Annotated in this window: 15 protein-coding genes and 1 rRNA gene; 4 read left to right on the top strand and 12 right to left on the bottom strand. The window is 69.2% G+C overall.

Annotation, left to right across the window (positions count from 1 at the left end):
- Window positions 1-87: 87 nt before the first annotated feature.
- The 9 genes from BM085_RS19020 to BM085_RS18980 all read right to left on the bottom strand — a co-directional run bounded on the left by BM085_RS19020 (window position 88) and on the right by BM085_RS18980 (window position 14,008).
- Window positions 88-1,794, bottom strand: a complete 1,707-nt coding sequence (locus BM085_RS19020; protein WP_093888303.1) for an ABC transporter family substrate-binding protein — start codon at window positions 1,792-1,794, stop codon at window positions 88-90.
- Between the two features lie 21 nt (window positions 1,795-1,815).
- The gene (locus BM085_RS19015; protein WP_093888475.1) at window positions 1,816-3,876 is read right to left on the bottom strand and encodes an ABC transporter ATP-binding protein; all 2,061 of its coding nucleotides are present in this window, start codon (window positions 3,874-3,876) and stop codon (window positions 1,816-1,818) included.
- A gap of 71 nt (window positions 3,877-3,947) precedes the next feature.
- A complete protein-coding gene (locus tag BM085_RS19010; protein WP_093888302.1) occupies window positions 3,948-4,787 on the bottom strand; it encodes an ABC transporter permease in 840 nt (279 codons plus the stop codon).
- Complete coding sequence (locus BM085_RS19005; protein WP_093888301.1) at window positions 4,788-5,768, bottom strand: ABC transporter permease; 981 nt, start codon at window positions 5,766-5,768, stop codon at window positions 4,788-4,790.
- A 457-nt stretch (window positions 5,769-6,225) separates the two neighbouring features.
- Window positions 6,226-7,452, bottom strand: a complete 1,227-nt coding sequence (locus BM085_RS19000; protein WP_093888300.1) for a saccharopine dehydrogenase family protein — start codon at window positions 7,450-7,452, stop codon at window positions 6,226-6,228.
- A 249-nt stretch (window positions 7,453-7,701) separates the two neighbouring features.
- On the bottom strand, window positions 7,702-8,952 hold the full coding sequence (locus tag BM085_RS18995) for a type 2 periplasmic-binding domain-containing protein (RefSeq protein ID WP_143120984.1): 1,251 nt from the start codon (window positions 8,950-8,952) through the stop codon (window positions 7,702-7,704).
- 167 nt (window positions 8,953-9,119) lie between these two features.
- A complete protein-coding gene (locus tag BM085_RS18990) occupies window positions 9,120-10,625 on the bottom strand; it encodes a CoA-acylating methylmalonate-semialdehyde dehydrogenase (RefSeq protein WP_093888298.1) in 1,506 nt (501 codons plus the stop codon).
- Entirely contained in the window at window positions 10,622-11,923 is a 1,302-nt protein-coding gene (locus BM085_RS18985; RefSeq protein ID WP_093888297.1) for an aspartate aminotransferase family protein, read from the bottom strand. The genes BM085_RS18990 and BM085_RS18985 overlap by 4 nt, the downstream gene beginning before the upstream one ends.
- A gap of 576 nt (window positions 11,924-12,499) precedes the next feature.
- Complete coding sequence (locus BM085_RS18980; protein ID WP_093888296.1) at window positions 12,500-14,008, bottom strand: MFS transporter; 1,509 nt, start codon at window positions 14,006-14,008, stop codon at window positions 12,500-12,502.
- A 54-nt stretch (window positions 14,009-14,062) separates the two neighbouring features.
- Between BM085_RS18980 and BM085_RS18975 the strand changes: the two genes are divergently transcribed.
- Window positions 14,063-14,773 carry a TetR/AcrR family transcriptional regulator C-terminal domain-containing protein gene (locus BM085_RS18975; RefSeq protein WP_093888295.1) on the top strand — a complete coding sequence of 237 codons (711 nt, stop codon included), beginning with the start codon at window positions 14,063-14,065 and terminating at the stop codon, window positions 14,771-14,773.
- Window positions 14,774-14,905: 132 nt separating this feature from the next.
- On the opposite strand, the gene BM085_RS18970 is transcribed toward BM085_RS18975, so the two are convergent.
- Window positions 14,906-19,360: a hybrid sensor histidine kinase/response regulator gene (locus BM085_RS18970; protein WP_425443268.1), complete on the bottom strand. Its 4,455-nt coding sequence runs from the start codon at window positions 19,358-19,360 to the stop codon at window positions 14,906-14,908.
- 533 nt (window positions 19,361-19,893) lie between these two features.
- Here BM085_RS18970 and BM085_RS18960 point away from each other — a divergent pair.
- Together BM085_RS18960 and BM085_RS18955 are read left to right on the top strand one after the other, a co-directional pair.
- The gene (locus BM085_RS18960) at window positions 19,894-21,519 is read left to right on the top strand and encodes a PucR family transcriptional regulator (protein WP_093888293.1); all 1,626 of its coding nucleotides are present in this window, start codon (window positions 19,894-19,896) and stop codon (window positions 21,517-21,519) included.
- 9 nt (window positions 21,520-21,528) lie between these two features.
- The gene (locus tag BM085_RS18955; protein ID WP_197048632.1) at window positions 21,529-21,924 is read left to right on the top strand and encodes a cupin domain-containing protein; all 396 of its coding nucleotides are present in this window, start codon (window positions 21,529-21,531) and stop codon (window positions 21,922-21,924) included.
- 69 nt (window positions 21,925-21,993) lie between these two features.
- On the opposite strand, the gene BM085_RS46835 is transcribed toward BM085_RS18955, so the two are convergent.
- A complete protein-coding gene (locus tag BM085_RS46835) occupies window positions 21,994-22,122 on the bottom strand; it encodes a hypothetical protein (RefSeq protein WP_278248990.1) in 129 nt (42 codons plus the stop codon).
- 316 nt (window positions 22,123-22,438) lie between these two features.
- Between BM085_RS46835 and BM085_RS18950 the strand changes: the two genes are divergently transcribed.
- A complete protein-coding gene (locus BM085_RS18950) occupies window positions 22,439-23,902 on the top strand; it encodes a phosphodiester glycosidase family protein (RefSeq protein WP_093888473.1) in 1,464 nt (487 codons plus the stop codon).
- A gap of 377 nt (window positions 23,903-24,279) precedes the next feature.
- Here the strand turns inward: BM085_RS18950 and rrf are convergent.
- Window positions 24,280-24,396: ribosomal RNA gene (gene rrf, locus BM085_RS18945) — 5S ribosomal RNA — on the bottom strand.
- Window positions 24,397-24,401 lie beyond the last annotated feature (5 nt).

Raw genomic sequence — 24,401 nt, 5'->3', positions numbered from 1 at the left:
CTCACGGGGCGGGTCCCGGACCGGACGGGGTGAGACGGCAGTGCCCTCCCCCGCCGGAGCGGAGAAGGGCACAGAGGGTTCCGGCGGCTACTTGGTGAAGCCGATGGAGGCCCAGCTCTTGTCGGCGTACCCGAAGGAGCCGTAGTTGGCCAGGTTCTTCTTGGTCGCGTAGATGTCGGGGCGCTGGTACATCGGAATGGTGTGGACCAGGTCCCAGATCATCTTGTCGGCCTGGTTGCCCAGCTCGATCGCCTTGGCCGGGTCCATCTCGCCCGCGGCCTGGTCGATCAGCTTGTCCAGCTCGGGGGTGCCGACCCGGGGGAAGTTGCTGCCGAAGTTCTCGGCGCTGACGGGCGACTTGTAGATCTGCGGCAGGGCGCCGTTCGGGAACGGCGTGCCCAGCCAGGAGAACGGCACGATGTCGAAGTTGCCGGGGATGATGAAGTCGTCGAAGAACTTGTCGACCGGGACCGGCTCGACGGTGACCTTGATGCCGATCTCCTTCAGCATCGCCTGGGTAAGCTCACCCTCCTGCTTGGCGGTGGGCAGGGAGGACGGGACGGTGAAGCGGATCGCGAACTCCTTGCCGTCCTTCTTGCGGTACTCGCCCTCCTGCTTCCAGCCGGCGGCGTCCAGGAGCTGCTTGGCCTTCTCCGGGTTGTACTTGCCCAGCTCACCGGAGTTGTCCACGTAGCCCTTGTGGGTGTTCATGTACAGGTGGTTGTTGAGCGTCTGGATCGGCCAGTCCATGTCCTTGAGGTCGGACTGGGCGATCACCTCGCGGTTGATGCCGAGCTGGACGGCCTGACGGACCGACTTGTCCTTGAGGAACTCGCTGGAGCCGTTGACGGTGAAGTGGCGCCAGTTCGGGGCGGCCGCCTTGCGGATGTCGACGTCCGGCACCCCCTTGGCCCGCTTGAGGTCGGAGGCGCTCGCCGGGATCTCGACCGCGTCGATCTCGCCGTTGGCGAAGGCGTTCAGCTTGGCGGTGTCCTCGATGGTCCGGAAGATGACCTTGTCGAGCTTGGCCTTCTGCCCCCACCACTTGTCATCGCGGACGAGCGTGGCGGTCTTGCTGGTCTGGTCGACGGACTCGACCTTGAACGGGCCCGCCGTGACCGGGAGCTTGTCGATCCAGCCCTTGTTGAACGCCTCGGGCGTCTCGTTCGTCGAGGCGGGGTAGAGCGGCGAGAACATGGCCGGCCAGTCCGGGAAGTTCTTGGCGAAGGTCACCACCACGTCCTTGTCGGTGGCGCCCTTCTCCACCGACTCGACCCGGTCGTAGCCGTCGGTCGAGGAGACCTGGTATTTCTTGTCGGAGCCGTTCAGGGCCTTCCACTGGGCCTGGAAGTCCTTGTAGGTCATCGGCGTGCCGTCCGACCACGTGGCCTTTTCGTGGATCTTGTAGGTGACGACCTGCTTGCCCCCGGTGAGCTCCATCTTCCACTCGGTGACGTAGTCGGGGTTGTTGACGACCTCGGCCTTGTCGTTGGCGATGGAGACGAGCGGGAGGATCGGCTCGATCACGTCGTCGGTGCTGGCGTTGGTGCCGTTGACCTGGTTGTAGTTCCACTGGGTCTGCCACAGGCCGAGCGCGAGCTTCAGCGTGCCGCCGTCGGCCACCTGGTCGTAGGCGACGGGGTTGATCGTGCTACCGGGGATCGTGGCGGCCTGCTCCTTGGCGGCCTCGCTCGACGCGGCCTTGGGCTTGTCGGCGCCGCCGCCGCCGGCGCAGGCGGTGAGGGCCATGGCCAGGAGCGCGGCTCCGCCGATGGCCTTGTAACCAACCTTCACGTGTTCCTCCAACAGGGGTCGTCAGTGACGCGAGGTCACGACGACCTCGGCCTCTTCGGGGTAGTGGCAGGCGGCGCCGTGATCGACGACGGGCGCGAGCCGTACAACAGAGGGCTCTTCCTCGGCGCACCTGCGTGCCTCCTCCGCACCCAGCAGGGCGCGCTTGGGACAGCGGGTGCGGAAGCGGCAGCCCGACGGGGGGTCGGCCGGGCTGGGCAGGTCGCCTTCGAGCAGGATCCGCTCGCGTGAGCGCTCCAGATCGGGGTCGGGCAGCGGGATCGCCGACAGCAGCGCCCGCGTGTAGGGGTGGGCGGGCCTGCCGTACACCTCGTCGACCGTGCCGATCTCGGCGATCCTGCCGAGATACATGACGGCGATCCGGTCCGCGAGGTGCCGGACCACCGACAGGTCGTGCGCGACGAACAGGTAGGACAGGCCGAGCCTGACCTTCAGGTCCTCCAGCAGGTTGATCACACCCGCCTGGATGGACACGTCGAGTGCCGACACCGGCTCGTCGAGCACGATCAGCCGGGGCTCCAGGGCCAGTGCGCGGGCGATGCCGATGCGCTGGCGCTGGCCGCCGGAGAAGTGCTGCGGGTAGCGCTGGGCGTGGCTCGGGTCCAGGCCCACCAGGCTGAGCAGCTCGGCGATCCGGGCGCCGATGTCCTTGTGGCCGTGCGCGCGGAGCGGCTCGGCGAGGATGTCGCCGACCGGCATGCGCGGGTCGAGCGCGGCCATCGGGTCCTGGAAGACGATCTGCAGGTCCCGGCGGAGCGCCTTGCGGTCGGCTCTGGCCAGCGTGGCGCTGTCCTTGCCGAGCACGACGACGGTGCCGCCCTGGGGCGCCTCCAACTGCATGATCTGCTGGAGGGTGGTGGTCTTGCCGCAGCCCGACTCGCCGACCAGGGCGAGCGTCTCGCCCTCGGCGACGTCGAAGCTGATGCCGTCCACCGCGTGCACGGTGCCGACCCGGCGCTTGAACACCGCGCCCTTCATGAGCGGGTAGTGCCGGATCATGTTCTCGACGCTGAGCACGGTGTCGCGCTCGGCGCGCGGCCGGGGTTCGGCCGTCTCGGCGGGCGCCTCGGGCACCGGGTAGATCGTGGCGCCGTCGAGGCCCTTGAGCTCGATCTCGTGCGAGCGGATGCAGGCCGACATCCGGGTGCCGGGTCCGATCCGCTCCAGGTCGGGCTCCGCCTCGTCGCAGGCGCTGACCCTCATCGGGCAGCGGGGCGCGAACGGGCAGCCCGGCGGCAGCGCCGCGGGTGAGGGCGGGTTGCCGTCGATGGGGATGAGCCGGGCGGTCGGGCGGTCCATGCGCGGGATCGAGGCGAGCAGGCCCATCGTGTACGGCTGGCGCGGACGGTAGTAGATCTCGTCCACGGTGCCGAGCTCGACCGGCTTGCCGGCGTACATGACCAGCACCCGGTCGGCGATGCCGGCGACGACCCCGAGGTCATGCGTGATCATCACGATGCCGGCGCCGGTCTCCCGCTGCGCGGTCTTGAGCACCTCCAGGACCTGGGCCTGGATGGTGACGTCGAGCGCGGTGGTCGGCTCGTCGCAGATCAGCACGTCGGGGTCGTTGGCGATGGCCATGGCGATCATGGCGCGCTGCCGCATGCCGCCGGAGAACTCGTGCGGGAACGCCTTGGCCCGCACGTCCGGGTGCGGGATGCCGACCAGGTCCAGCAGCTCGACCGCCCGCTTGGCCGCCTTGTCCTTGCCGATCTTCTGGTGGATCCGCACGGCCTCGGCGATCTGGTCGCCGATGGTGTAGACGGGGGTGAAGGCCGACAGCGGGTCCTGGAAGATCATTCCGATGGTCTTGCCGCGGAGCCCGATGAGCTCGTCCTCCGGCATGTCGAGCAGTTCCCTGCCGTGCAGCTTGACCGAGCCGCTGACCTCGGCGCCGGGCGGGAGCAGGCCCATCACCGCCAGCGAGGTCACCGACTTGCCGGAGCCGGACTCGCCGACGATGCCGAGGACCTCGCCCTGACCGAGCTGGTAGCTCACCCCCCGGACGGCCTTGATGCCGCCGCGGAAGGTGACGTTGAGGTCGTTCACCTCGAGGATGGGCATGTTCCCCTCGCCTGATGGCCCGTCGAACCTGCCCCGCGTGCCGTGGCCGCGGGTCGTCTCACTTCGCTCGTTCACTGGTTGCTCCCCGGGTCGAGCGCGTCGCGCAGGCCGTCGCCGACGAGGTTGACGCTGAGCACGAGGAGCACGAGCAGGCCGGCCGGGAACAGGAACAGCCAGGGGTAGCCGGTGACCTGCCCGCTACCCGCCGCGATCAGCGTGCCGAGCGAGACGTCGGGAGGCTGGACGCCGAAGCCGAAGAACGACAGGGACGCCTCGCCGATGATCGCCGCGCTGACGTTGAGCGTGGCGTCGATGATCAGCAGGGAGGAGAGGTTCGGCACGACGTGGCGGAGGATGATCCTCCAGCCGGGGATGCCCATGTATCGGGCGGCCAGGATGTACTCCCGCTCCCGCAGGGAGAGCGTCATGCTCCGCACCACCCTGGAGGTGATCATCCAGGAGAAGGCCGCGAGCAGGACCACGAACCAGAGCCACGAGCCGCCCTTGAGGTTCGGCGAGAGGATGGCGATGATCAGGAAGCTGGGCAGCACGAGCAGCAGGTCGGCCCCCCACATCAGGGCCCTGTCCACCCACCCGCCGAAGTAGCCGGCGGCGGCGCCGACCAGGGCGGCGAGGCCGGTGGAGAAGAGGGCGACGAGGAAGCCGATGACGATCGACTTCTGCATGCCGCGCAGGGTCACCGCGTAGACGTCCTGGCCGATCTGGGTGGTGCCCCACCAGTGCTCGGCCGAGGGCGGCTCCAGGAAGGCCAGGAAGTCCTTGTCGGTCCAGGTGTGGGCGCCGACGAAGGGGCCGACGTAGGCGAGCAGCAGGAGCAGCAGGAGGGCGACGAGTCCGTAGCGGGCCTGCGGGTTGCGTGCCAGGCGGGCGAGGACGACTTTCGAGCGCATCTAGTTCACCCGGACCCGGGGGTCGAGAGCGGCCACGGCGAGGTCCGACAGCAGGCCCGCGACCAGGACGCAGACGGCGGCGAACAGACTCACCGCGGCGACCGCGTTGGTGTCGTTCTGCTGGATCGAGTCCACCAGCCAGGCCCCCATGCCGTGCCAGCCGAAGATCTTCTCGGTGAAGATCGCGCCGGTCAGCAGCGTGCCGAAGGCGAAGGCGAAGTAGGTCGCGGCCGGGATCAGCGCGGTCCGCAGCGCGTGCTTGAACAGCGCCTTCCTGCGGCTGAGGCCCTTGGCCCTGGCGGTGCGGACGAAGTCCTGGCCCAGCACGTCCAGCATCATGTTGCGCTGGATCCGGCTGTAGAAGGCGATCTGCCCGAGGCAGAGCGAGATCGTCGGCAGGATCAGGTGATTGAGCCGGCTGGTGAACTGCTCCCAGCCGCCGCTCAGCCCGGGGGTGTACTCGCCGGTGTACTCCAGGAGTGTGAAGCCCAGGGCGTTGTTGAGCCCGACCGCCCCGATGGTGAGCATCGTCGCGATCACGAAGACCGGGATCGCCATGATGACGAAGGAGGTCACGCCGATCACCCGGTCGCTGATCGTGTACTGCCTGACCGCGGCGTAGGCCCCGACGGCCACACCGATGCCCGAGCCGACGATCGTGCCGATGAGCAGCAGGCGCAGGCTGACGCCGATGCGCCGGCCCATCTCGCCGTTGACCTCCTTGCCCTCCCAGGTCTTGCCCAGGTCGCCCGTGACGACCCCGGAGACCCAGGTGACGTAACGCTCGAAGACCGGCGTCTTGTCGTTGAGGTTGTAGTCGTCCAGCACCCCGTCGACGACCGCCTCCGCCACCGGCGGTTGGCGGCCTTCGTATTTGGCCCTGGGGTTGAGGCTGGTCGCGGCGAGAAAGTACGCCATGCTCGCGGCGATCGCCACGAGCAGGACATTGCTGATCAACCGCTTCAGCATGTAGGCGCCCATCGTCCTCCCCTCGTGTGTCGCCCGAGAGCGCGAGGGGTGGCGTTGGCCATCCACGTGAGCGGATGTCGCATATCCCCGTTAGCGCACGTTTAATCCCGCTTTGACTTTTTTAGTCTGGGATGAGCGAAACGATACCTGTCGAAGGGGAGCATGCCGACCACCTGGCATAACGATCAGGAGTCATGGTGTCCGGATCCTGCAACAATGCCGGGACACAAGCTGTACAGTCCCGCCGGCACCGGGTGAGAGACGTCACAGACCTGGCCTGACACGCCGCGGGGCGGCGGCCAGGTGATCATGGCCGCCGCCCCGCGGAGGGTGGCGTCAGCCGCGACGGCGGCCGTCGCGGGCGGCGTACGGACTCGGGGACCGGACGCCGGGAACCGGACCCGGAGCGAGCCGGGCCAGGCGGGCGGGGTGCGGCCTCAGGCGGGAGCCGGGCGCGCCTGGAGCCGGATCAGGCGGACTGCAGGACCTGGCCGGCCTGGTCGCGCATGCCCCACGGCGAGCCGTAGGCGTTGAGCAGATCCAGGAACGGCACCGCGTCGAACGCCTCGGGCCCCAGCACCCCGGTGCCCGACCAGCCGCCGGTGGCCAGCAGCTCCAGGGCGACCACCGGGTGCACGGCGGTCTGCCAGACCACCGCCTGGCAACCGTACTCGCGCATCGACCACTCGTTGTCGACCACGTGGTAGAGGTAGACCTCGCGCGGCTCGCCGTCCTTGCCGACACCCTTCACCCAGGTGCCCGCGCAGGTCTTGCCGCGCATCCGGTCGCCGAGCGTGGCCGGATCGGGCAGGCTGGCCGCGACGACGTCACGGGGCGAGGCCTCGACGCCGCCGACCCGGATCTTGCCCGCGTTGTCCAGGCCGAGCTTGTGCAGGGTCTTGAGGACGTCGATGAACTCCTCGCCGAGGCCGTACTTGAACGTCACCCGCTTGGTGTCGATCCAGCGCGGGACGAGCAGCACCTCCTCGTGCTCGACGTTCACGCACTCGACCGGGCCGATCCCCTCGGGGAAGTCGAAGACCTCCGGCTCGCTGAAGGGCTCGGTGGTGTGCCAGGCGCCGTTCTCCCAGATCACCGGCGGGTTGAGGCACTCCTCGATGGTCGTCCAGACCGAGAAGGTCGGCGCGAAGTCGTAGCCCTCGACCACCAGGTTCGACCCGTCGCGGATGCCGATCTCCTCGATGCTCTCGAAGAGGTGCTCGGCCGCGTAGCGCGCGAACACGTCGGCGAGTCCGGGCTCCACCCCCATGCCGACCAGCGCCAGCCGGCCCCTGTCGCGCCAGGCGTCGCCGAGCGCGAACTGCTCGTCGCCCAGCTTCACGCCGGTCAGCTCGTACGGCCTGCGGGGGTGGGGCCGCGACAACGACATCGCCATGTCGAGGTAGTGCGCCCCGGCGTTGAGCGCCGCCCGGAAAAGGGACATGGTGAAACGGGGGTCCACGGCGTTGAAGAGGACGTCACAGCGGTGCTCGGCCAGGGCGGCCTCGACCGCCGCCTGGTCGGAGGCGTCCAGCCCGATGGCGCTGAAGCGCGGATCACCGATCTTGGCCACGGCGTCGGCGGCGCGGCTCTGTCTGGAGTCCGCCACCACGATGTGTTCGAAGAAATCTCGGCGCGCGGCGATCGGAACCACAGCGGAGCCGACCCCGCCCGCTCCCACAAGAAGGATTCTCATGACAGGAGCCTAGTCGCTGACTGGTCAACCAGTCGATAGCGAAGACATGATTTAACCACTGAATCCATTGCTGATACTGAAGATCACGATGGAAATCGTGGTGAATCAAGGCAAGGACGGGCATGCCTGCGGAGAAGACGGGGCGCTCCGGGGTCGGGGGAGCGCCCGGAGCGCCCCTGGCGGGTCACGCCCAGCGGGGGGATGGACGTGCCCGCGGCTCGCGTCAAGCTCGGACCACGCAACCCCCGCTCACTTCACAAGGTTCTTCCAGCGTTGCGTCCAGTCGGTGTAGTCGGTGCATTCCCCGCCCTGGCCGCCGCAATCCCTTGTCGGGCGGGCGGCGAAGAAGACACGCCGGAGCCAGGCGTCGTCGCGGACGCGGTAGATCTCGCACATGCGCCGGGCACGCCCCGTGCACGCCTCGGGGTTGGCCGGGGCGAGCCCCGTCCAGGCGGCGGCCGAGCGCTGCGCCTCCGCCGAGCTGGTCCAGTTCAGCCACTTGTAGGCGCAGTTCGGGCTGGCGGGCTTGGCCGCGAGCATCCACGAGTCGACCCACCCGGTCATCGGCGCCCCGTCCAGCGCCTTCATCGGCCGGCCCGCGCGCCGGAAGAGATCCCGGTGGTACGGCAGGGCCTGGGCGAGCCGCACCGAGCCCGCCGCGAGGGCCCGGATCACATCGGTGGAGTCCTTCCAGTAGACCCGGTCGGGACCGTCCCGCTCGGCGAGCAGCTTCACAGCCGCGTCGAGCTGGGCGGCGGTGAGCTGGAACGGGTCCTTGACCTCCGGCCCGGCGCCGGTCCGCGCGAGAGCCAGCGCGGCGTCGGCGATGCTCAGCGGGCTGTCCCTGATCGCCACGGGGGAGGTCGTGTAGAGGGCCTCCGGCCCCTGCGGCCTGCCCAGCTCGTAGATGACCTGGTTGACCGCCCAGAGATACGGGATGCCGTAGACCTTGCCCTCCCGCCGCAGGGCGGGCAGCTCGCGCAGCCGCTTGGGGATGTGCTTGTAGGCCTCGATCAGAGCGGTCTCGACCGGCGCGACCCTGCGCTCCGCGATCAGCAGTCCGGCCAGGTCCGGCGGGGGCGAGATGACGTCGTAGGAGTTGCCGAGGAGCTTGGCGGCCATCTCCTCGCCCGACCTGACCCGGTCGAGCTTCACGACCCGGCACCCCGTGTCCTCCTCGAAGGAGGAGACCCAGTTGGCCCTGGAGCTGGTCCCGCCGTACTCGACGTGGCCCTGGAACGTGAGCACCCGGAGCGTGCCCTCGCCCTTGCCGATGGACGCCGAGGGCTTCGGGCTGGGGCTCGCACCGGAGCCCCGGGTGGGCGCGGCGGTGGGGACCGTGGCCGCGGCGGCCACCGGGCGGGCGGCGGCCGGGGCCGACGGGCTCCCCGTCGGCGGGGCGGCGCTCGCGATCCCCGCCGGGACGGCGACGGCGAGTGCCAGCCCGCCCGCCCCCGCCAGCACTCCGAGACGCGTACGGCGGAGCCTGTCCCTGGCCACGAAGTCCTCCCACGATGCCGCTGCCGACCTGACCGGAGCCTATCGGCCCACTCCCCGGCCGGCAGCTCGCACGGATCTTTCCCGCCCCCGGAACGACCATGGTGACCTGCGATGACACGGCGGAGCCCGGGGAGTGACCTCTCTCCCCGGGCTCCGCCGCGCCGAGACTACCTGTTGGTCGGGAACCCCAGGTTGACGCCGCCGTGGCTCGGGTCGAGCCAGCGCGACGTGACGACCTTGCCCCGGGTGTAGAAGTGCACGCCCTCGGTCCCGTGGACGTGGGTGTCGCCGAACAGCGAGGCCTTCCAGCCGCCGAAACTGTAGAAGGCCATCGGCACCGGGATCGGCACGTTGATGCCGATCATGCCGACCTCCACCTCGTTCTGGAAGCGCCGGGCGGCGCCGCCGTCGTTGGTGAAGACCGCGGTGCCGTTGCCGAACTCGCCGCCGTTGATCAGCTCCACCCCCTCCTCGTAGGAGGACACGCGCACGATCGCCAGGACCGGGCCGAAGATCTCCTCCCGGTGGACCCGGGATTCCGCCGGGACGTGGTCGAGGACCGTGGGACCGAGCCAGAAGCCCGGCGTCTCGTCCGCGGCGGCGCCGCCGAGGACCGGGGTCCGGCGGCCGTCCACGACGAGCTTGGCGCCCTCGGAGACGCCCAGGTCGAGATAGGAGGCGACCTTGTCGCGGTGGACCTCGGTGACCAGGGGGCCCATCTCGGAGGCGGGATCGTCGCCGGGGCCGATGGTCAGCGCGGAGACACGGGAGACGATCTTGTCGACCAGCTCGTCGCCGACCGGGTCCACCGCCAGCACGACGGAGATCGCCATGCAGCGCTCCCCCGCCGAACCGAAGCCCGCCGACACCGCGGCGTCGGCGACGAGGTCGAGGTCGGCGTCGGGGAGCACGAGCATGTGGTTCTTGGCGCCGCCCAGCGCCTGGACCCGCTTGCCGTGGGAGGTGCCGGTCTCGTAGACGTACTTGGCGATGGGCGTGGACCCGACGAAGGAGACGGCGCGCACGTCCGGGTGCTCCAGCAGCCGGTCCACCGCCACCTTGTCGCCCTGGACGACGTTGAAGACGCCGTCCGGCAGCCCTGCCTCCTTCCAGAGCGAGGCCATCAGCAGCGAGGCCGACGGGTCCTTCTCGGACGGCTTGAGGATGAAGGCGTTGCCCGCGGCGATCGCGATCGGGAACATCCACATCGGCACCATGGCCGGGAAGTTGAACGGGGTGATGCCGGCGACGACGCCCAGCGGCTGGCGGATCGAGAAGGAGTCGACCCGGGTGGAGACGCCCTCGGAGAAGCCGCCCTTGAGCAGGTGCGGGATGCCGCAGGCGAACTCCACGACCTCCAGGCCGCGGGCCACCTCGCCCAGCGCGTCGGAGTGGACCTTGCCGTGCTCGGCGGAGATGAGCCGGGCGATCTCGTCCTGGTTGGCGTACATCAGCTCGCGGAAGCGGAACAGCACCCGTGCCCGCTTGACCAGCGAGGCGTCCCGCCAGGCCGGGAAGGCCGCCACGGCGGCGGCCACGGCCGCGTCGACCTCGGCCACCGACGCCAGCTGGACCTGCCCGCTGACCTCGCCCGTCGCCGGATTGAAGATCTCGGACACGCGGCCGGCGCCCTCGGCGGGAGCGCCGTTGATCCAGTGGGTGATGTTCTTCACGACGGGACCACCTCGGCGTTGACGACTTCGAGTGCGTTGACGATGATCCCAAGGCCCTCGGCGGCCTCGTCCGGTGTCAGGGTGAGCGGCGGGGCCATGCGGAGCACGTTGCCGTACAGTCCGCCCTTGCCCGCGAGCAGGCCGGCCTTCCTGGTCTCCTCCATGAAGCGGGCCGCGAGCGCCGGGGAGGGCTCGCCGGTCGCCGGGTCGACGAGCTCGACGGCGAACATCAGGCCCTTCCCGCGGACGTCGCCGACGATCGGCAGGCGCGGCGCGGCCTCGCGGAGCCCGTCGATGATCAGGGTGCCGGTCCGGGCGGCGTTCGCCTGCAGGTCGTGGTCGAGGACGTAGTCCAGCGTCGCGTTGGCGGCGGCCATCGAGATCGGGTTGCCGCCGAAGGTCGCGAGGCCGACCGCGTGCAGGTTGTCCATCAGGTCGCCGCGGGCCACGACGCCGCCGACCGCGAAGCCGTTGCCCAGCCCCTTGGCGAAGGTCATCATGTCCGGCGTGACGCCGTGGTTCTGGATGCCGAAGAACGCCGAGCCGGTACGGCCCCAGCCGGTCTGCACCTCGTCGGAGACGAACAGGATGCCCTGCTCGTCCAGGACCTCCTTGTAGGCGGCGAACAGCCCGTCGGGGGCCATGGTGAACCCGCCCACGCCCTGGATCGGCTCGGCGATCAGCGCGGCCACGTCACCGCCGACGGATGTGGCGAGCACGTGGCGCAGGTCGTCGACGCAGGCCTTGATGTAGTCGGCGTCCGACAGCCCGCGGAACTGGGTGAGGTGACGGTCGGCGCCGTGCAGGAAGTGCACGTTCAGCGGCGACAGCGAGTTGTTCCTCCAGGCCCGGTTGCCGGTCACGCCGACCGTGCCGAAGGAGCGGCCGTGGTAGCTCTGCCGCATGGCGAGCACCTGGTCGGACTTGCGCGCGTAGGTCGCCAGCAGCAGCGCGGTCTCGTTGGCCTCGGTGCCGGAGTTGGTGAAGAAGACCTTCGCGTCCTTGATTCCGGACAGCTTGGCGATCTTCTCGGCGAGCTCGACCTGGCCGCGGAGCAGGTAGACCGTGGAGGTGTGGACGACCCCGGTGGCGAGCTGGCGCTCGACGGCCTCGCGCACCTCGGGCACGTCGTACCCGATCATGTTGGTCAGGATGCCCGCGAAGAAGTCCAGATAGCTCTTCCCCGACGCGTCGACGACCCGGTTGCCCTTGCCGCCGACGATCTCGATGGGCTCGTTGTAATAGAGGGCCAGCCAGTTGGGCATTACCGCCCGGTGGCGTGCGAGAAGGTCCGACATGTATCGAGTATCGCCGCTCGGGACGACCACTCCTACCGTCAATGTGTCGGTAGATATCCACTCAAGCCGTCACACTGTAATCTTCGGATCCGCGCGGCCCACCGGCCACGCCCGGGACGCCTTCCCCGCCTCCCCGGATCCGCGCGACACGGCCGGCGCGACCGTCCGGGGCCGCCTCCACGAGCCGCCTTCACGGGCCGGGGGTCCTGTACGGCTTGCGCCCTGCGACGGGCGGCGCAAGCCGTACAGGACATCGGGCGGAGCACCCCCCAGGTTCCCCGCCCGGGCTTCGGGGTCGAGCCGAGCGGCTCACGGATTCATCGTCACCCAGATTTCCCACTAAAGCAATCTGAAATGCATGAATTTTTGCGAGCCTTTCCGCCGGGCACTCCCTCCGGCCCCCAGAAGATCACTGGAGGCGTCGAAGGTCCGGCTCCGCCACAGACGACGGCGTGGCCATGCCGGTTACCTACTCTGCGACCGCAGGACCGGCTACAACCGCGTCGGTGGCCGACCCGCTCCGCGGGATCGGCCACCGACGCGTGGACGCGCAGGCTCGACAGCCTGGCGGACCTCTCAGCTCCCCGTCTCCACCAGGTCCGGCTCCGAGGCCGGGGCCGCGGGGGCCGGGCGCAGCACCGCGAACGCCAGAGCGGCGGCCGCGAGGGTGAAGCCGACGCCCACCCAGGAGCCGAACGACATGGCCGAGACGAACGCGTCCCGGGCGGTCCGGATCAGTCCCGGGTCGCCGAGCAGGATCGCGCCGCCGATCGAGTCCCGCGCGGCGGCCGGGGCCACGGCGGGCATCGACGAGGTGTAGACCCCGGCCAGCACGCTGCCGAGCACGGCCACGCTGAGCGCCATCCCCACCTGCTGGACGGTGTCGTTGAGCGCCGATCCCACACCGGCGTGCTCGGGCGGCACCGCGCCCATCAGGGTCGCGTAGGCCGCGGGACCCGCGAGACCGCCGCCGACGCCCATGAGCATCAGACCCGCGATCATCACGCCGTACCCGGTGTCGGCGGTCATGAAGGCGAGCACGCCGAAGCCGAGGGCCATCACGCCCAGCCCCAGCGCCACCAGCGTGCGGTTGCTGACCTTCTGCCCGAGGCCCGCGCCGACGCCGTTGAAGAGCGCGGCGGCCACGGCGTACGGCAGCAGCGCGATACCGGCCCGCATGGGACCGTAGCCCAGCACGAACTGCAGATACTGGGTGAGCATCAGCAGCAGCGCACCGGTGCCGAACGACATCAGCACGATCGAGAACGACGAGCCGCTGAAGTTGCGGTCGCGGAACAGTTCGAGCGGCAGCATCGGCTGCTCGGCCCGCCGCTCCCACAGCACGAACCCGCCCAGCGCCAGGACGGCCAGCACGGCGGCCACCAGCACCTGGGGTGAGGTCCAGCCCTTACCGGGCGCCGAGATGACCATGAAGACCAGGGCGCTCATGCCGACGGTGGACAGCAGCACGCCGACCGGGTCGAGTCTGCGGGCCGGACCGCGCGTCTCGGGCATCAGCAGCACGGCCGCGAGGATGGCGACGAGCGTGATCGGCACGTTGAGCAGGAAGATCGAGCCCCACCAGTAGTGCTCCAGCAGGAAGCCGCCCAGCGTGGGGCCGGCGATCACACCGACCATGGCCACCGCGCTCCAGGCGGCGATGGCCTTGCGACGCTCGCTGTCGTCGAAGACGGTGATCAGGATCGACAGGGTGCTCGGCATCAGGATGGAGCCGCCGACGCCCATCAGCGCGCGTGCGGCGATGAGCTGCCAGGGCTCGGTGACCAGCAGCGCGATCAGCGAGGCCCCGCCGAAGAGGACGAGGCCGATGATCAGGAAACGCTTGCGTCCGTAGCGGTCGGACAGGCTGCCCGAGGTGAGCAGCAGACCGGCGAAGACCAGGATGTAGGCGTCGATGATCCACTGGATGTCGGAGGGGCTGGCGCCCAGGTCCGTCATCAAGGCCGGGATGGCCAGGTTCAGCACGGTGTTGTCCACCACGAGGACCAGCAGGCTCAGGCAGAGCACGCCCAAGATCCACCAACGCCGGGGGTCGGGCTCGGCCCGTACAGTGTTCGATGTCACTCGCACAGCGTACGACAGACTCGAACAGCGTGCGAATGGATTTATGCTTGTAGGGTGAAACAGCACTTCAGCTCGGTCTGGACCCGCGAGAGCCGCCCTGCCAAGAGCACGACGCTCAGCCGCGACCAGATCGTGCGCGCGGCCATGGAGCTGCTCGACGCCGAAGGCCTCGACGCGCTGAGCATGCGCCGCCTGGGCGCCAGGCTCGGTTCCGGCGCGACCAGCATCTACTGGCACGTGGCCAACAAGGACGAGCTGCTCGAACTGGTCATGGACGAGGTCTTCAGCAAGGTCGCCCTGCCCGCGCCCGACGTCACCGGCTGGCGGGACGCGGCCTCGGTGTTCGCCTACGGCCTGCGCGCGGCGCTCTTCGACCATCCCTGGTCGGCCGCGCTGATCGGCACCCGGCCGTCCATCGGCCCCAACGCGATGGAGCTGTCGGCCCGGCTGCTGAGGACGTTCTCGCTGGCGGGGTTCGAGGGCATGGCACTGGACTACGCCTCGTCCACGCTGATGGCCTACGTGCTGGGCGCGACCACGCCCGAGATCGCCTGGCGCGCCGCCATGGCCGGCGCCGAGCTGAACGACGAAGGGCTGATGGCCGGGGTGAAGTCGGTGGTGGACCGGGCCGCCGCCGACCATCCCGAGCTGGCGGAACGCTACGCGGAGTACGACGGCATGGACCCGGACATCGCCCGCAAGCTCAACTTCGACTTCGGCCTGACCTGCATCCTCGACGGCCTGCAGGCCCGTCTGGGGCGTTAGGCCCCAGATGAGGACACCGGCACGGCCCCGTCCTCCTTCCCGGCGGGAAGGATGTCCGGGACCGCCCGCCGTCCCGCCCGGCGGGACGGCGGGACGGCCGCCGGACGCCCGTTCACGCGCGGCGGGGTCGGTTCACAGTCCCATCCACTGCTGGATGCGGGAGAGCAGCTCCTGCGCGTCGACCGGTTTGGTGACGTAGTCACTGGCTCCCGCGGCCAGGGTCTTGTCACGGTCGCCCTGCATGGCCTTGGCGGTCACCGCGATGATCGGCAGGTTGGTGAAGCGCGGCATCTTGCGGATGGCGGCGGTGGCGGCGTAGCCGTCCATCTCCGGCATCATGATGTCCATCAGGACCAGGTCGACGTCCTCGTTGCGTGACAGCACCTCGATGCCCTTGCGGCCGTTCTCCGCGTAGAGCACCTGCATGCCGTGGAGTTCGAGGATGTTGGTCAGCGCGAACACGTTGCGGACGTCGTCGTCGACCACCAGGACCTTGCGGTTCACCAGCATGGTGTCGGCCTCGTTCAGCGCCTGTGGCCGTTCGTCGGGACTGGGCTGGACCAGCGGCAGCACGTGGCCGGGCTCCTGGGCCGACAGGTGCAGGGTGATGCGTTCGCGCAGCTCGTCGAGGCTGGGCAGGAGTTCCAGGGGCTGGGTGTTGGAGCGGCCCTTGAGCAGGTTCTCCTGCGGCCGGGTGAGCGTACGGGTGTGATGGGCGAGAACGGGGAGCTCGCGCAGGACCGGATCGTCGTCGAACCCGCGGAGGAACTCAGCCGCCCCGTCATGCCCCATGCCCAGATCGAGCACGACGCAGTGGTAGTCGTCCCTGTTCAGGCTCTCCAGGGCGGTCACCGGATCGTTGGCGGTGGAGACCCAGACCGGCCCGTGCGTCCCGGTCAGGTCGGCGACGACGCTCTCGGCGAGCTGGGAGAGCAGCCCGTTGGGCCGCGACTCCACGACGAGCAGGCGACGGCCCTCCCTGCCGGCCCGCTCGGCCGCCGTGCCGGCCGGCCGCACGGAGGCGGGCACGGCGGATCCGCCGGCTCCGGAGCCGACGTCCGCCGTGACCGCGGCGCTCGGGGTGACGCCCGCGATCGGCAGGCAGAGGCTGAAGGTGCTGCCCTCGCCCAGAGCGCTGACCGCCCGGATCTCACCGTTGAACAGCGCGGCTATCTCCCGGCTGATGGACAGGCCCAGCCCGGTGCCGCCGTACTTGCGGCTGGTGGTGCCGTCGGCCTGCTGGAAGGCGTCGAAGATCTGGGAGAGGTTCTCCTTGGCGATGCCGATGCCGGTGTCCACGACGTGGAAGGCGAGGGTCTCCTGCCCGGGAATCCCCAGCAGGTCCATCTTCCCGGCCCGCTCGATGCGGAGCTGGACCGAACCCGTCTCGGTGAACTTCACCGCGTTGGACAGCAGGTTCCGCAGCACCTGGCGTAGCCGCTGCTCGTCCATGAGCAGTTCGCCGGGGACGTCGGGGGCCACGGTGACGTCGAAGCGCAGCCCCTTCTCCGTGGTCAGCGGGCGGAAGGTCGCCTCGACGTAGTCGAGGAGCTGCCGCAGGGGCAGGGACTCAAGGCTGATGTTCATCTTGCCCGCCTCGATCTTGGACAGATCGAGGATGTCGTTGATCAGCTGGAGCAGGTCGGTGCCGGCCGAGTGGATGACGTTGGCGTACTCCACCTGCTTGGCGGTGAGGTTGCGGGCCGGGTTCTGGGCCAGCAGCTGGGCGAGGATCAGCAGCGAGTTGAGCGGGGTGCGCAGCTCGTGGCTCATGTTGGCCAGGAACTCGCTCTTGTACTTGGAGGCCAGCGCGAGCTGCTTGGCCCGGTCCTCCAGCTCCTGCCGTGCCTGCTCGATCTCGCTGTTCTTCGTCTCGATGTCGCGGTTCTGCCGTGCCAGCAGCTCCGCCTTCTCCTCAAGCTCGGCGTTGGAGCGCTGCAGCTCCTCCTGACCGACCTGCAGCTCGATCGCGAGCCGCTGCGACTCCGTGAGGAGGGAGTCGGTCCGGGCGTTGGCGACGATCGTGTTGACGTTGACGCCGATGGTCTCCACCAGTTGCTCCAGGAAGGCCCGGTGCACCTGGGTGAAGCGGTTGAGGCTGGCCAGCTCGATCACGCCGAGCACCTGGTCCTCGACGATGATCGGCAGCACGATGAGATTGACCGGACCGGCCGCCCCCAGGCTGGAGGAGATGGTGAGGTATCCGGCGGCGATGTCCTCGACCAGGATGGGGCGCTTGGCCAGCGCGGCCTGCCCCACGAGCGAGTCGCCGAATCCGTAGCACCGGCCGGTCTCCCGGTGGCCGTAGCCGCCGACCACCCGCAGCTCCGCGCCGTCCGAGATCTCCTCCGCGAGCAGGAACGTTCCGTACTGGGCCGAGACCAGCGGGGCCAGCTCGTTCATCACCAGCTCGGCCACGACGGCGAGGTCGCGGTGCCCCTGCATCAGGCCGGAGATGCGGGCCAGGTTGGACTTGAGCCAGTCCTGCTCCTGGTTGGCCAGGGTGGTCTCACGCAGGGACTGCACCATGGAGTTGATGTTGTCCTTGAGCTCGGCGACCTCGCCGGAGGCGTCGACGGTGATCGACCGGGTGAGGTCGCCCGAGGTCACGGCGCTGGTCACCTCGGCGATCGCACGCACCTGGCGCGTCAGGTTGCCGGCCAGCTCGTTGACGTTCTCCGTCAGCCGCTTCCAGGTCCCGGAGACCCCCTCGACCTCGGCCTGGCCGCCCAGCCGCCCCTCGCTGCCCACCTCGCGGGCGACCCGGGTGACCTCGGCGGCGAAGGACGACAGCTGGTCGACCATCGTGTTGATGGTGGTCTTCAGCTCCAGGATCTCACCACGGGCGTCCACGTCGATCTTCTTGGTCAGGTCGCCCTGGGCGACCGCGGTGGTGACCTGCGCGATGTTGCGGACCTGGTTGGTCAGGTTGTTGGCCATCGAGTTGACGTTGTCGGTGAGGTCCTTCCACGTGCCGGCCACGTTGGGCACGCGGGCCTGACCGCCCAGCTGGCCCTCGGTGCCGACCTCGCGGGCGACCCGGGTGACCTCGTCGGCGAACGCGCTCAGCGTGTCGACCATGGTGTTGATGGTCTGCGCGAGCGCGGCGACCTCGCCCTTGGCCTCGACAGTGATCTTCTGCGACAGGTCGCCCTTGGCCACCGCGGTGGTGACCTGCGCGATGGAACGCACCTGGCTGGTCAGGTTGTTGGCCATCGAGTTGACGTTGTCGGTGAGGTCCTTCCACGTGCCGGACACCCCGCGGACGGTGGCCTGGCCGCCGAGGTTGCCCTCGGTGCCGACCTCACGGGCGACCCGGGTGACCTCGTCGGCGAAGGCCGAGAGCTGGTCGACCATCGTGTTGATGGTCTCCTTCAGCTCCATGATCTCCCCGCGCGCGTCCACTCTGATCTTCTGCGACAGGTCGCCCTTGGCCACCGCCGTGGTGACCTGCGCGATGCTGCGGACCTGCGCCGTGAGGTTGTCGGCCATCACGTTCACCGACTCGGTGAGCGCCTTCCAGGTGCCGGAGACGCCCTTGACGTCGGCCTGGCCGCCCAGCCGGCCGTCGGTGCCCACCTCACGGGCCACCCGGGTGACCTCGTCGGCGAAGGACGACAGCTGGTCGACCATCGTGTTGAGGGTGTTCTTCAGCTCCAGGATCTCCCCGCGGGCCGAGACTGTGATCTTCTGCGACAGGTCGCCGCGGGCGACCGCCGTGGCCACCTGCGAGATGTTCCGTACCTGGTCGGTGAGGTTGCCCGCCATGTAGTTCACCGAGTCGGTGAGGTCGCGCCAGGTGCCGGAGACGCCCTTGACGTCGGCCTGGCCGCCCAGCCGGCCGTCGGTGCCCACCTCACGGGCCACCCGGGTGACCTCGTCGGCGAAGGACGACAGCTGGTCCACCATCGTGTTGATGGTGTTCTTCAGCTCCAGGATCTCCCCGCGCGCGTCCACGGTGATCTTCTGCGACAGGTCGCCCTTGGCCACCGCCGTGGTGACCTGCGCGATGCTGCGGACCTGGTCGGTGAGGTTGCCCGCCATGAAGTTCACCGAGTCGGTGAGGTCGCGCCAGGTGCCGGCGACCCCGGTCACCTCGGCCTGGCCGCCCAGCCGGCCGTCGGTGCCCACCTCACGGGCCACCCGCGTCACCTCGTCGGCGAAGGACGACAGCTGGTCGACCATCGTGTTGAGGGTGTTCTTCAGCTCCAGGATCTCACCACGGACGTCCACGGTGATCTTCTGCGACAGGTCGCCGGTCGCCACCGCGGTCGCGACCTGGGCGATGTCGCGGACCTGGTCGGTGAGGTTGCCCGCCATGGCGTTGACCGAGTCCGTCAGGTCCTTCCACGTGCCGGAGACGCCGGGCACGTCCGCCTGGCCGCCCAGCTGCCCCTCGGTGCCCACCTCACGGGCCACCCGCGTCACCTCGGAGGTGAACAGGGAGAGCTGGTCCACCATGCCGTTGAACACGGTGGCGATCTCCTTGAGCAGCCCGTCGCCGTCGTCGGGCAGGCGCGTGCCGAAGTCGCCGTCACGCACGGCCGTGAGCCCGGCCAGAAGCTGACGGAGATCCAGTTCCTCCACACCGGATGCGGTCGCCGCGGAACCCCGCCCCGCCGCGCCAGAAGTCTCAATCATTTTCACCCGTGCCTCTCGGCCATGAAAAGGTCAAGTAATCCTAAGTCAACGGAGGCAGGACATGACCTGCACCGATGCGGGTGGGCCCGGAACGGCGCGGGAACGGCACCGGCGAAGTCAAGCGCGGCACGGGAACGGCCTCGGCGGAGTTCAGCACGAGCGCCGTCCCGGCGAGTCTCGTCCACATCGCCTGCAGGGGCGGCGGTCCCGCGTCGATGAGCGACTTGGCCAGAGGTCCGGAGAAGCCGGAACAGATCGCTGAGACGGCTGCGAGGACCAGACCCTTGGTAACCGGACGGGGCATCCTCATCCCCTCCTCCCTCCCCTTATCTCAACACTGCCATACCAGCTTTGATGGTGTTAATCAGAGACGGAAAGGGAGAATCGCCGTCAGCAAAGACGGCAGACGCCGGACCGATAGGACAAAGTGTAAAGCGACCACCGTTCACACTTACAGTCTGATCGGATACTCTCAGTGTGTGCTCCCTACCATCGCCGACGTCCTCGCCCTGGACACCGTCCGCCGAGGCAACCCCCGAGTCGTCGCGGGAGCCGACCGGCTGGACACCCGGGTGCGCTGGGTCCACGTCGGCGAGGTCACCGACATCGCCCACCTGCTGCGCGGTGGAGAGCTGGTGCTCACCACCGGCATCGCGCTCCCCGACGCCCCCGAGAAGCTGGCCGACTACGTCACGGAGCTGGCCGCCGTGGGCGCGTCCGGGCTGATCGTGGAGCTGGGCCGCAAGTTCATCAGGGAGCTGCCCCGATGCGTGATCAACGCCGCCGAGGAGCACGGCCTCCCGCTGATCACGCTGGCCCGCGAGACCCCCTTCGTGCAGATCACCGAGTCGGTGCACGCCAGGATCATCGACATCCAGCTGGAGGAGCTGCGCGCCTCCGAGCAACTCCACGAGGTCTTCACCGAACTGTCGGTCGAGGGCGCCTCCCCCGCCGAAGTGCTCAGCCAGGTCGCGAGGCTGTCGGGGCGACCGGTGCTGCTGGAGAACCTCGCCCACCAGGTGCTGGCCTGCGAGACGGCCGGCCGCGACACCGGGACGCTGCTGGCGAGCTGGGAGACCCGCTCCCGCGCCGTGGCGCCGGAGGAGCGGACCGCCTACGACTCGGCCTCCGGCTGGCTGGTCACCATGGTCGGCGCGCGAGGCCAGGACTGGGGCAGGTTGATCCTGCTCTGCGACGGCGCACCCGGCCCACGCGACATCGTGCTCGCCGAACGCGCCGCGACCACCCTCGCCCTCGGCCGCCTGCTGGAGCGCCACCAGGAGTCACTGGAACGCCAGGCCCACGGCACCATCATCACCGGCATCCTGACCCACGCCTACGCCGACCCCGAGGAGGCCGCGGCCCGCGCCCGGGCGGTCGGGGTGCCGCTGACCGGCCGCAAGCTGATCAGCGTGGTGCTCCGCGTGGCCGAGCAGCCGGAGAACCTGCTGGACGGCCAGGAGCAGCTCGCCAGGCTCGGCGAGCTGGCCGACGCGGCCGCCGCCGCCTGCCGCGACGCCCGCCTCCCCGCCCTGGTCGGCGCCCTGGACCAGAGCCGCGTCGGCGTCCTGCTGCCGCTGCCCCCGCGCACCTTCGCCGAACCCGCGCTGACCGCGCTCGCCGACCGCCTGCGGGGGGCCTTCGCCACCCCGTTCGTCCTCGCCGCCGGATCGGTGGTCGAATCCCTGCGTGACGTACGGCGGAGCTTCCTGGAGGCCGAGCAAGTCGCGGACGTGGCCGTCAGGCAGCCCGACGGCCGGGCCTTCTACCGCCTTCCCGACCTGCGCCTGCGCGGCCTGCTCCACCTGCTGAGAGACGACGCCCGCCTGCAGACCTTCGCCGAACGCGAGCTCGGCCCCCTGCTGGCCCACGACGCCCAGCGCGGCGGCGACCTGACCAGGATCCTCCGGGTCTACCTGGACTCCGGCCGCAACAAGGCGGTGGCCGCCCAGAAGGCCCACCTGTCGCGGCCGGCCTTCTACGACCGGCTCCGCAGGCTGGAACGCATCCTCGACACCGACCTGGACGATGTCGAGTCCTGCCTCTCCCTCCACGTCGCCCTCCTGGCGCTGGAGTCCTTCCGGAGAGACAACCCCCGCACCTGAAAGGCCCCCATGCCCGACATCCTCGTCCCCGAGACCGCCGATCTGGCCCGCATGGTCACCGCCGCCGGGATCTTCGCCGTCCCCACCGGCGACGTACGGCTGTCACCCGACGAGCTGGACCCCGCCCAGATCCTCGCCGGCTCGCCGCAGATCTCCTCGGCCGAGCTCTGGTCCTCCCCAGACGGCTCGCAGAGCCGGGGCATCTGGGAGATCACGCCGGGCACGGTGATCGACGTCGAATCCGACGAGATCTTCGTGGTCCTGTCCGGCCGGGCCACCGTGGAGGTCGACGGCGGCGCCACCGTCGAACTCGTCCCGGGATCGGTCTGCCTGCTCGCCGAGGGCACCAGGACCACCTGGATCGTCCACGAGACCCTGCGCAAGGTGTATCACTGCATGTCCTGACGAGAGTTGCGGCGCAAGCCGTACCGGACCCAGATTCCGTACGGCTTGCGCCCGTCTGAGTGCGCCCGCCTACCCGTCTCGATCGGACGGGAGGTCGACGTGAGCGGTGTCGTCCGCGCAGACGTAGAGATCCCAGCGGCGCGGTCGCACCATGATCACGCCAAGGATGAACCCGAGCACCACGCTTGCGATGATCACAATGAGAATGTTCAGCCCCATGACGGCTGCCTCTCGGAAAGATGTGCCGCTTGAACTGCGGGAATGCGGCCTAATGAACCGTAGCGCCACCTGGGCGGCACCGCAGGGAAACGATGCTGACTAATCCGTATTGACCAGCACGGTTGACCCGATGGAGGCAGTTCCGGGCTACTCGAATTCCGTCGTTCCGCATATGACGGCGTCCGGGCGACAACACTTTCTTGGGATGTTTGGCGTGTTTCGCTCCCCTCGGCAGGAAGATCTCGGCACGATGGTGCACCGAAGTATGGTCACCAACGGGGAGAGAGAGACATACATGTCGCGACGTATCATCGTCGGGCTTTCAGCCATAGCACTTACCATCACGGCGATTCCCGCACAGGCCGACCGGGCGAACGCGACCTTTCCCACCTCGGCGTTCCCGCTCGGCCAGAGCGGGGCACCGATCAAGAACCAGCGCAGCGTGGCCCCCGGGGTCGATCTTTTCAGCGTGATGTACGGCACGTCCACCCAGGGGTGGACCGTGACGGTGCTGATGCCCAACGGGCACGACGACGGCAAGCTGACCACCGCCCAGGCGAAGGCGGAGGAGGTCACGGCGGCGGGATTCACCCCCAGCGTGCAGAAGATCGTGCAGCCCGCCGCCGCGGACGCCCCGGCCGTGGAGCGCTACCTCGTCCGCGTCGGCCTGTGGACGTTCAAGGAGCGCGCCAAGGCCGACAAGGTGGTCAAGGAGCTCAAGGAGTTCGACATCCGGGCCAAGACCGACTACCTCGGTGACGACGGCCTGGAGACCACCGGCCCCTGGGACATGCGCGTGGTGATGGTGGACCCTCGGGCCTTCCGAGGGTCCTACAAGACCAGCGTCGGGACCAGCGTCGCCAAGCGCGAGACCACCACTTCGATGTCCAAGCTGACCAAGGCCATCGCCGGCGTCAACGGCGGTTTCTTCAACATCCACACACCCAAGGCGCTCCAGGGCGACCCGATGGGCATCTCGGTGGTGGGCGGCAGGCTTCTCAGCGAGGCGGTGGCGGGCCGCAGCGGCCTGGTCATCAGCGGCCGCAAGGTCCGGATCACCGAGCTGAAGACGGTGATCACCGCGATCCCCGCAGACGGGGCGAAGACCGAGATCAAGGGCGTCAACCGGGCCGCCGGCGCGGACGAACTCGTACTCTACACCGAGGAGTTCGGCACCAAGACGGCAGCCGACGGCGGTGCCGAGATCGTGGTCGACGCTCAGGGGAGGATCGTCAAGGCCCGTGCGGCCGGCGGCGTCGTCTCACGCGGCACCTACGTGCTGCACGGCACCGGCGTCATGGCGACCTGGCTCCTGGACCACGCCCAGGAGACCTCCGTCATGAAGCTGGACACCAAGGTCATCGACCTGCGGACGGACCGAGCCGTGCCGCTCACCCCCGAGACGTACATCATGGGCGGCGGTGTCGGGCTCGTCAGGAACGGCCGGGTGCGGATCAGCGCCAAGGCCGACGGGCACGCATCGGTCGTCATGATGCTCCGCCGCCACCCGCGCACGATGGTCGGCGTCACGAGGTCCGGGGGCCTGATCCTGGCGACGGTGGACGGCCGTAACCCGGGTGTCTCCGTGGGAGCCTCCATGGTGGAGGCGGCTCAGCTGATGCGCTGGCTGGGTGCCAAGCAGGCCATCAACTTCGACGGTGGCGGCTCGACCGCGATGGTCGTCGGCCACAAGGTGATCAACCGGCCCTCCGACGGCAGCGAGCGGACCGTGGGCGACAGTCTGTTCATCACGCCCTGATCCTCGATCTTCACCGCTCCGGCAGAGAACGCCCTGACTCCCGTGGGAGTCAGGGCGTTCTCTGTCTGAGAGTGTTCTGTCGGGAGGCGTGCTTTTGCCGGACAGGCATTACAGGCGTTGGTCGGAAAGGAGTTCTTCAAGGCGTTCTCTTGCCGGAAGAGGGTCGGCCTCCTCGGAGCCGCACTAAGGGTTTGGAACCGACCCAAGGGCGGATCCGGTCAACGGGCAGGTCCGGGAGGCGGGAGCCCAGAGAGCAGGTCCGGGAGCTGAGAGTGCCCGAGGAGGGGGCAGGGTGCAGGGGGAGGGGGCGGCAGTGGCAAAAAGGGTCCGGAAAGCAGAAAAGGCCACCCCGAAGGGTGGCCTTTCCTAAAAAGATTGTCCGGCGGCGACCTACTCTCCCACACCGTCCCCGGTGCAGTACCATCGGCGCTGAAGAGCTTAACTTCCGGGTTCGGAATGTAACCGGGTGTTTCCCCTTCGCCATAACCGCCGTAACACT

This window comes from Streptosporangium canum (genome assembly GCF_900113865.1).
Taxonomy (GTDB): Bacteria; Actinomycetota; Actinomycetes; order Streptosporangiales; family Streptosporangiaceae; genus Streptosporangium; species Streptosporangium canum.
This window is presented reverse-complemented; position numbering and strand designations above follow the sequence as displayed.

Excerpts from the sequence above, each read along its gene's own strand:
- BM085_RS19015 (WP_093888475.1), bottom strand. The coding sequence starts at position 3,876 with ATGCCCATCCTCGAGGTGAACGACCTCAACGTCACCTTCCGCGGCGGC.
- BM085_RS19010 (WP_093888302.1), bottom strand. The coding sequence starts at position 4,787 with ATGCGCTCGAAAGTCGTCCTCGCCCGCCTGGCACGCAACCCGCAGGCC.
- BM085_RS19005 (WP_093888301.1), bottom strand. The coding sequence starts at position 5,768 with ATGGGCGCCTACATGCTGAAGCGGTTGATCAGCAATGTCCTGCTCGTG.
- BM085_RS19000 (WP_093888300.1), bottom strand. The coding sequence starts at position 7,452 with ATGAGAATCCTTCTTGTGGGAGCGGGCGGGGTCGGCTCCGCTGTGGTT.
- BM085_RS18985 (WP_093888297.1), bottom strand. The coding sequence starts at position 11,923 with ATGTCGGACCTTCTCGCACGCCACCGGGCGGTAATGCCCAACTGGCTG.
- BM085_RS18955 (WP_197048632.1), top strand. The coding sequence starts at position 21,529 with ATGCCCGACATCCTCGTCCCCGAGACCGCCGATCTGGCCCGCATGGTC.
- BM085_RS18950 (WP_093888473.1), top strand. The coding sequence starts at position 22,439 with ATGTCGCGACGTATCATCGTCGGGCTTTCAGCCATAGCACTTACCATC.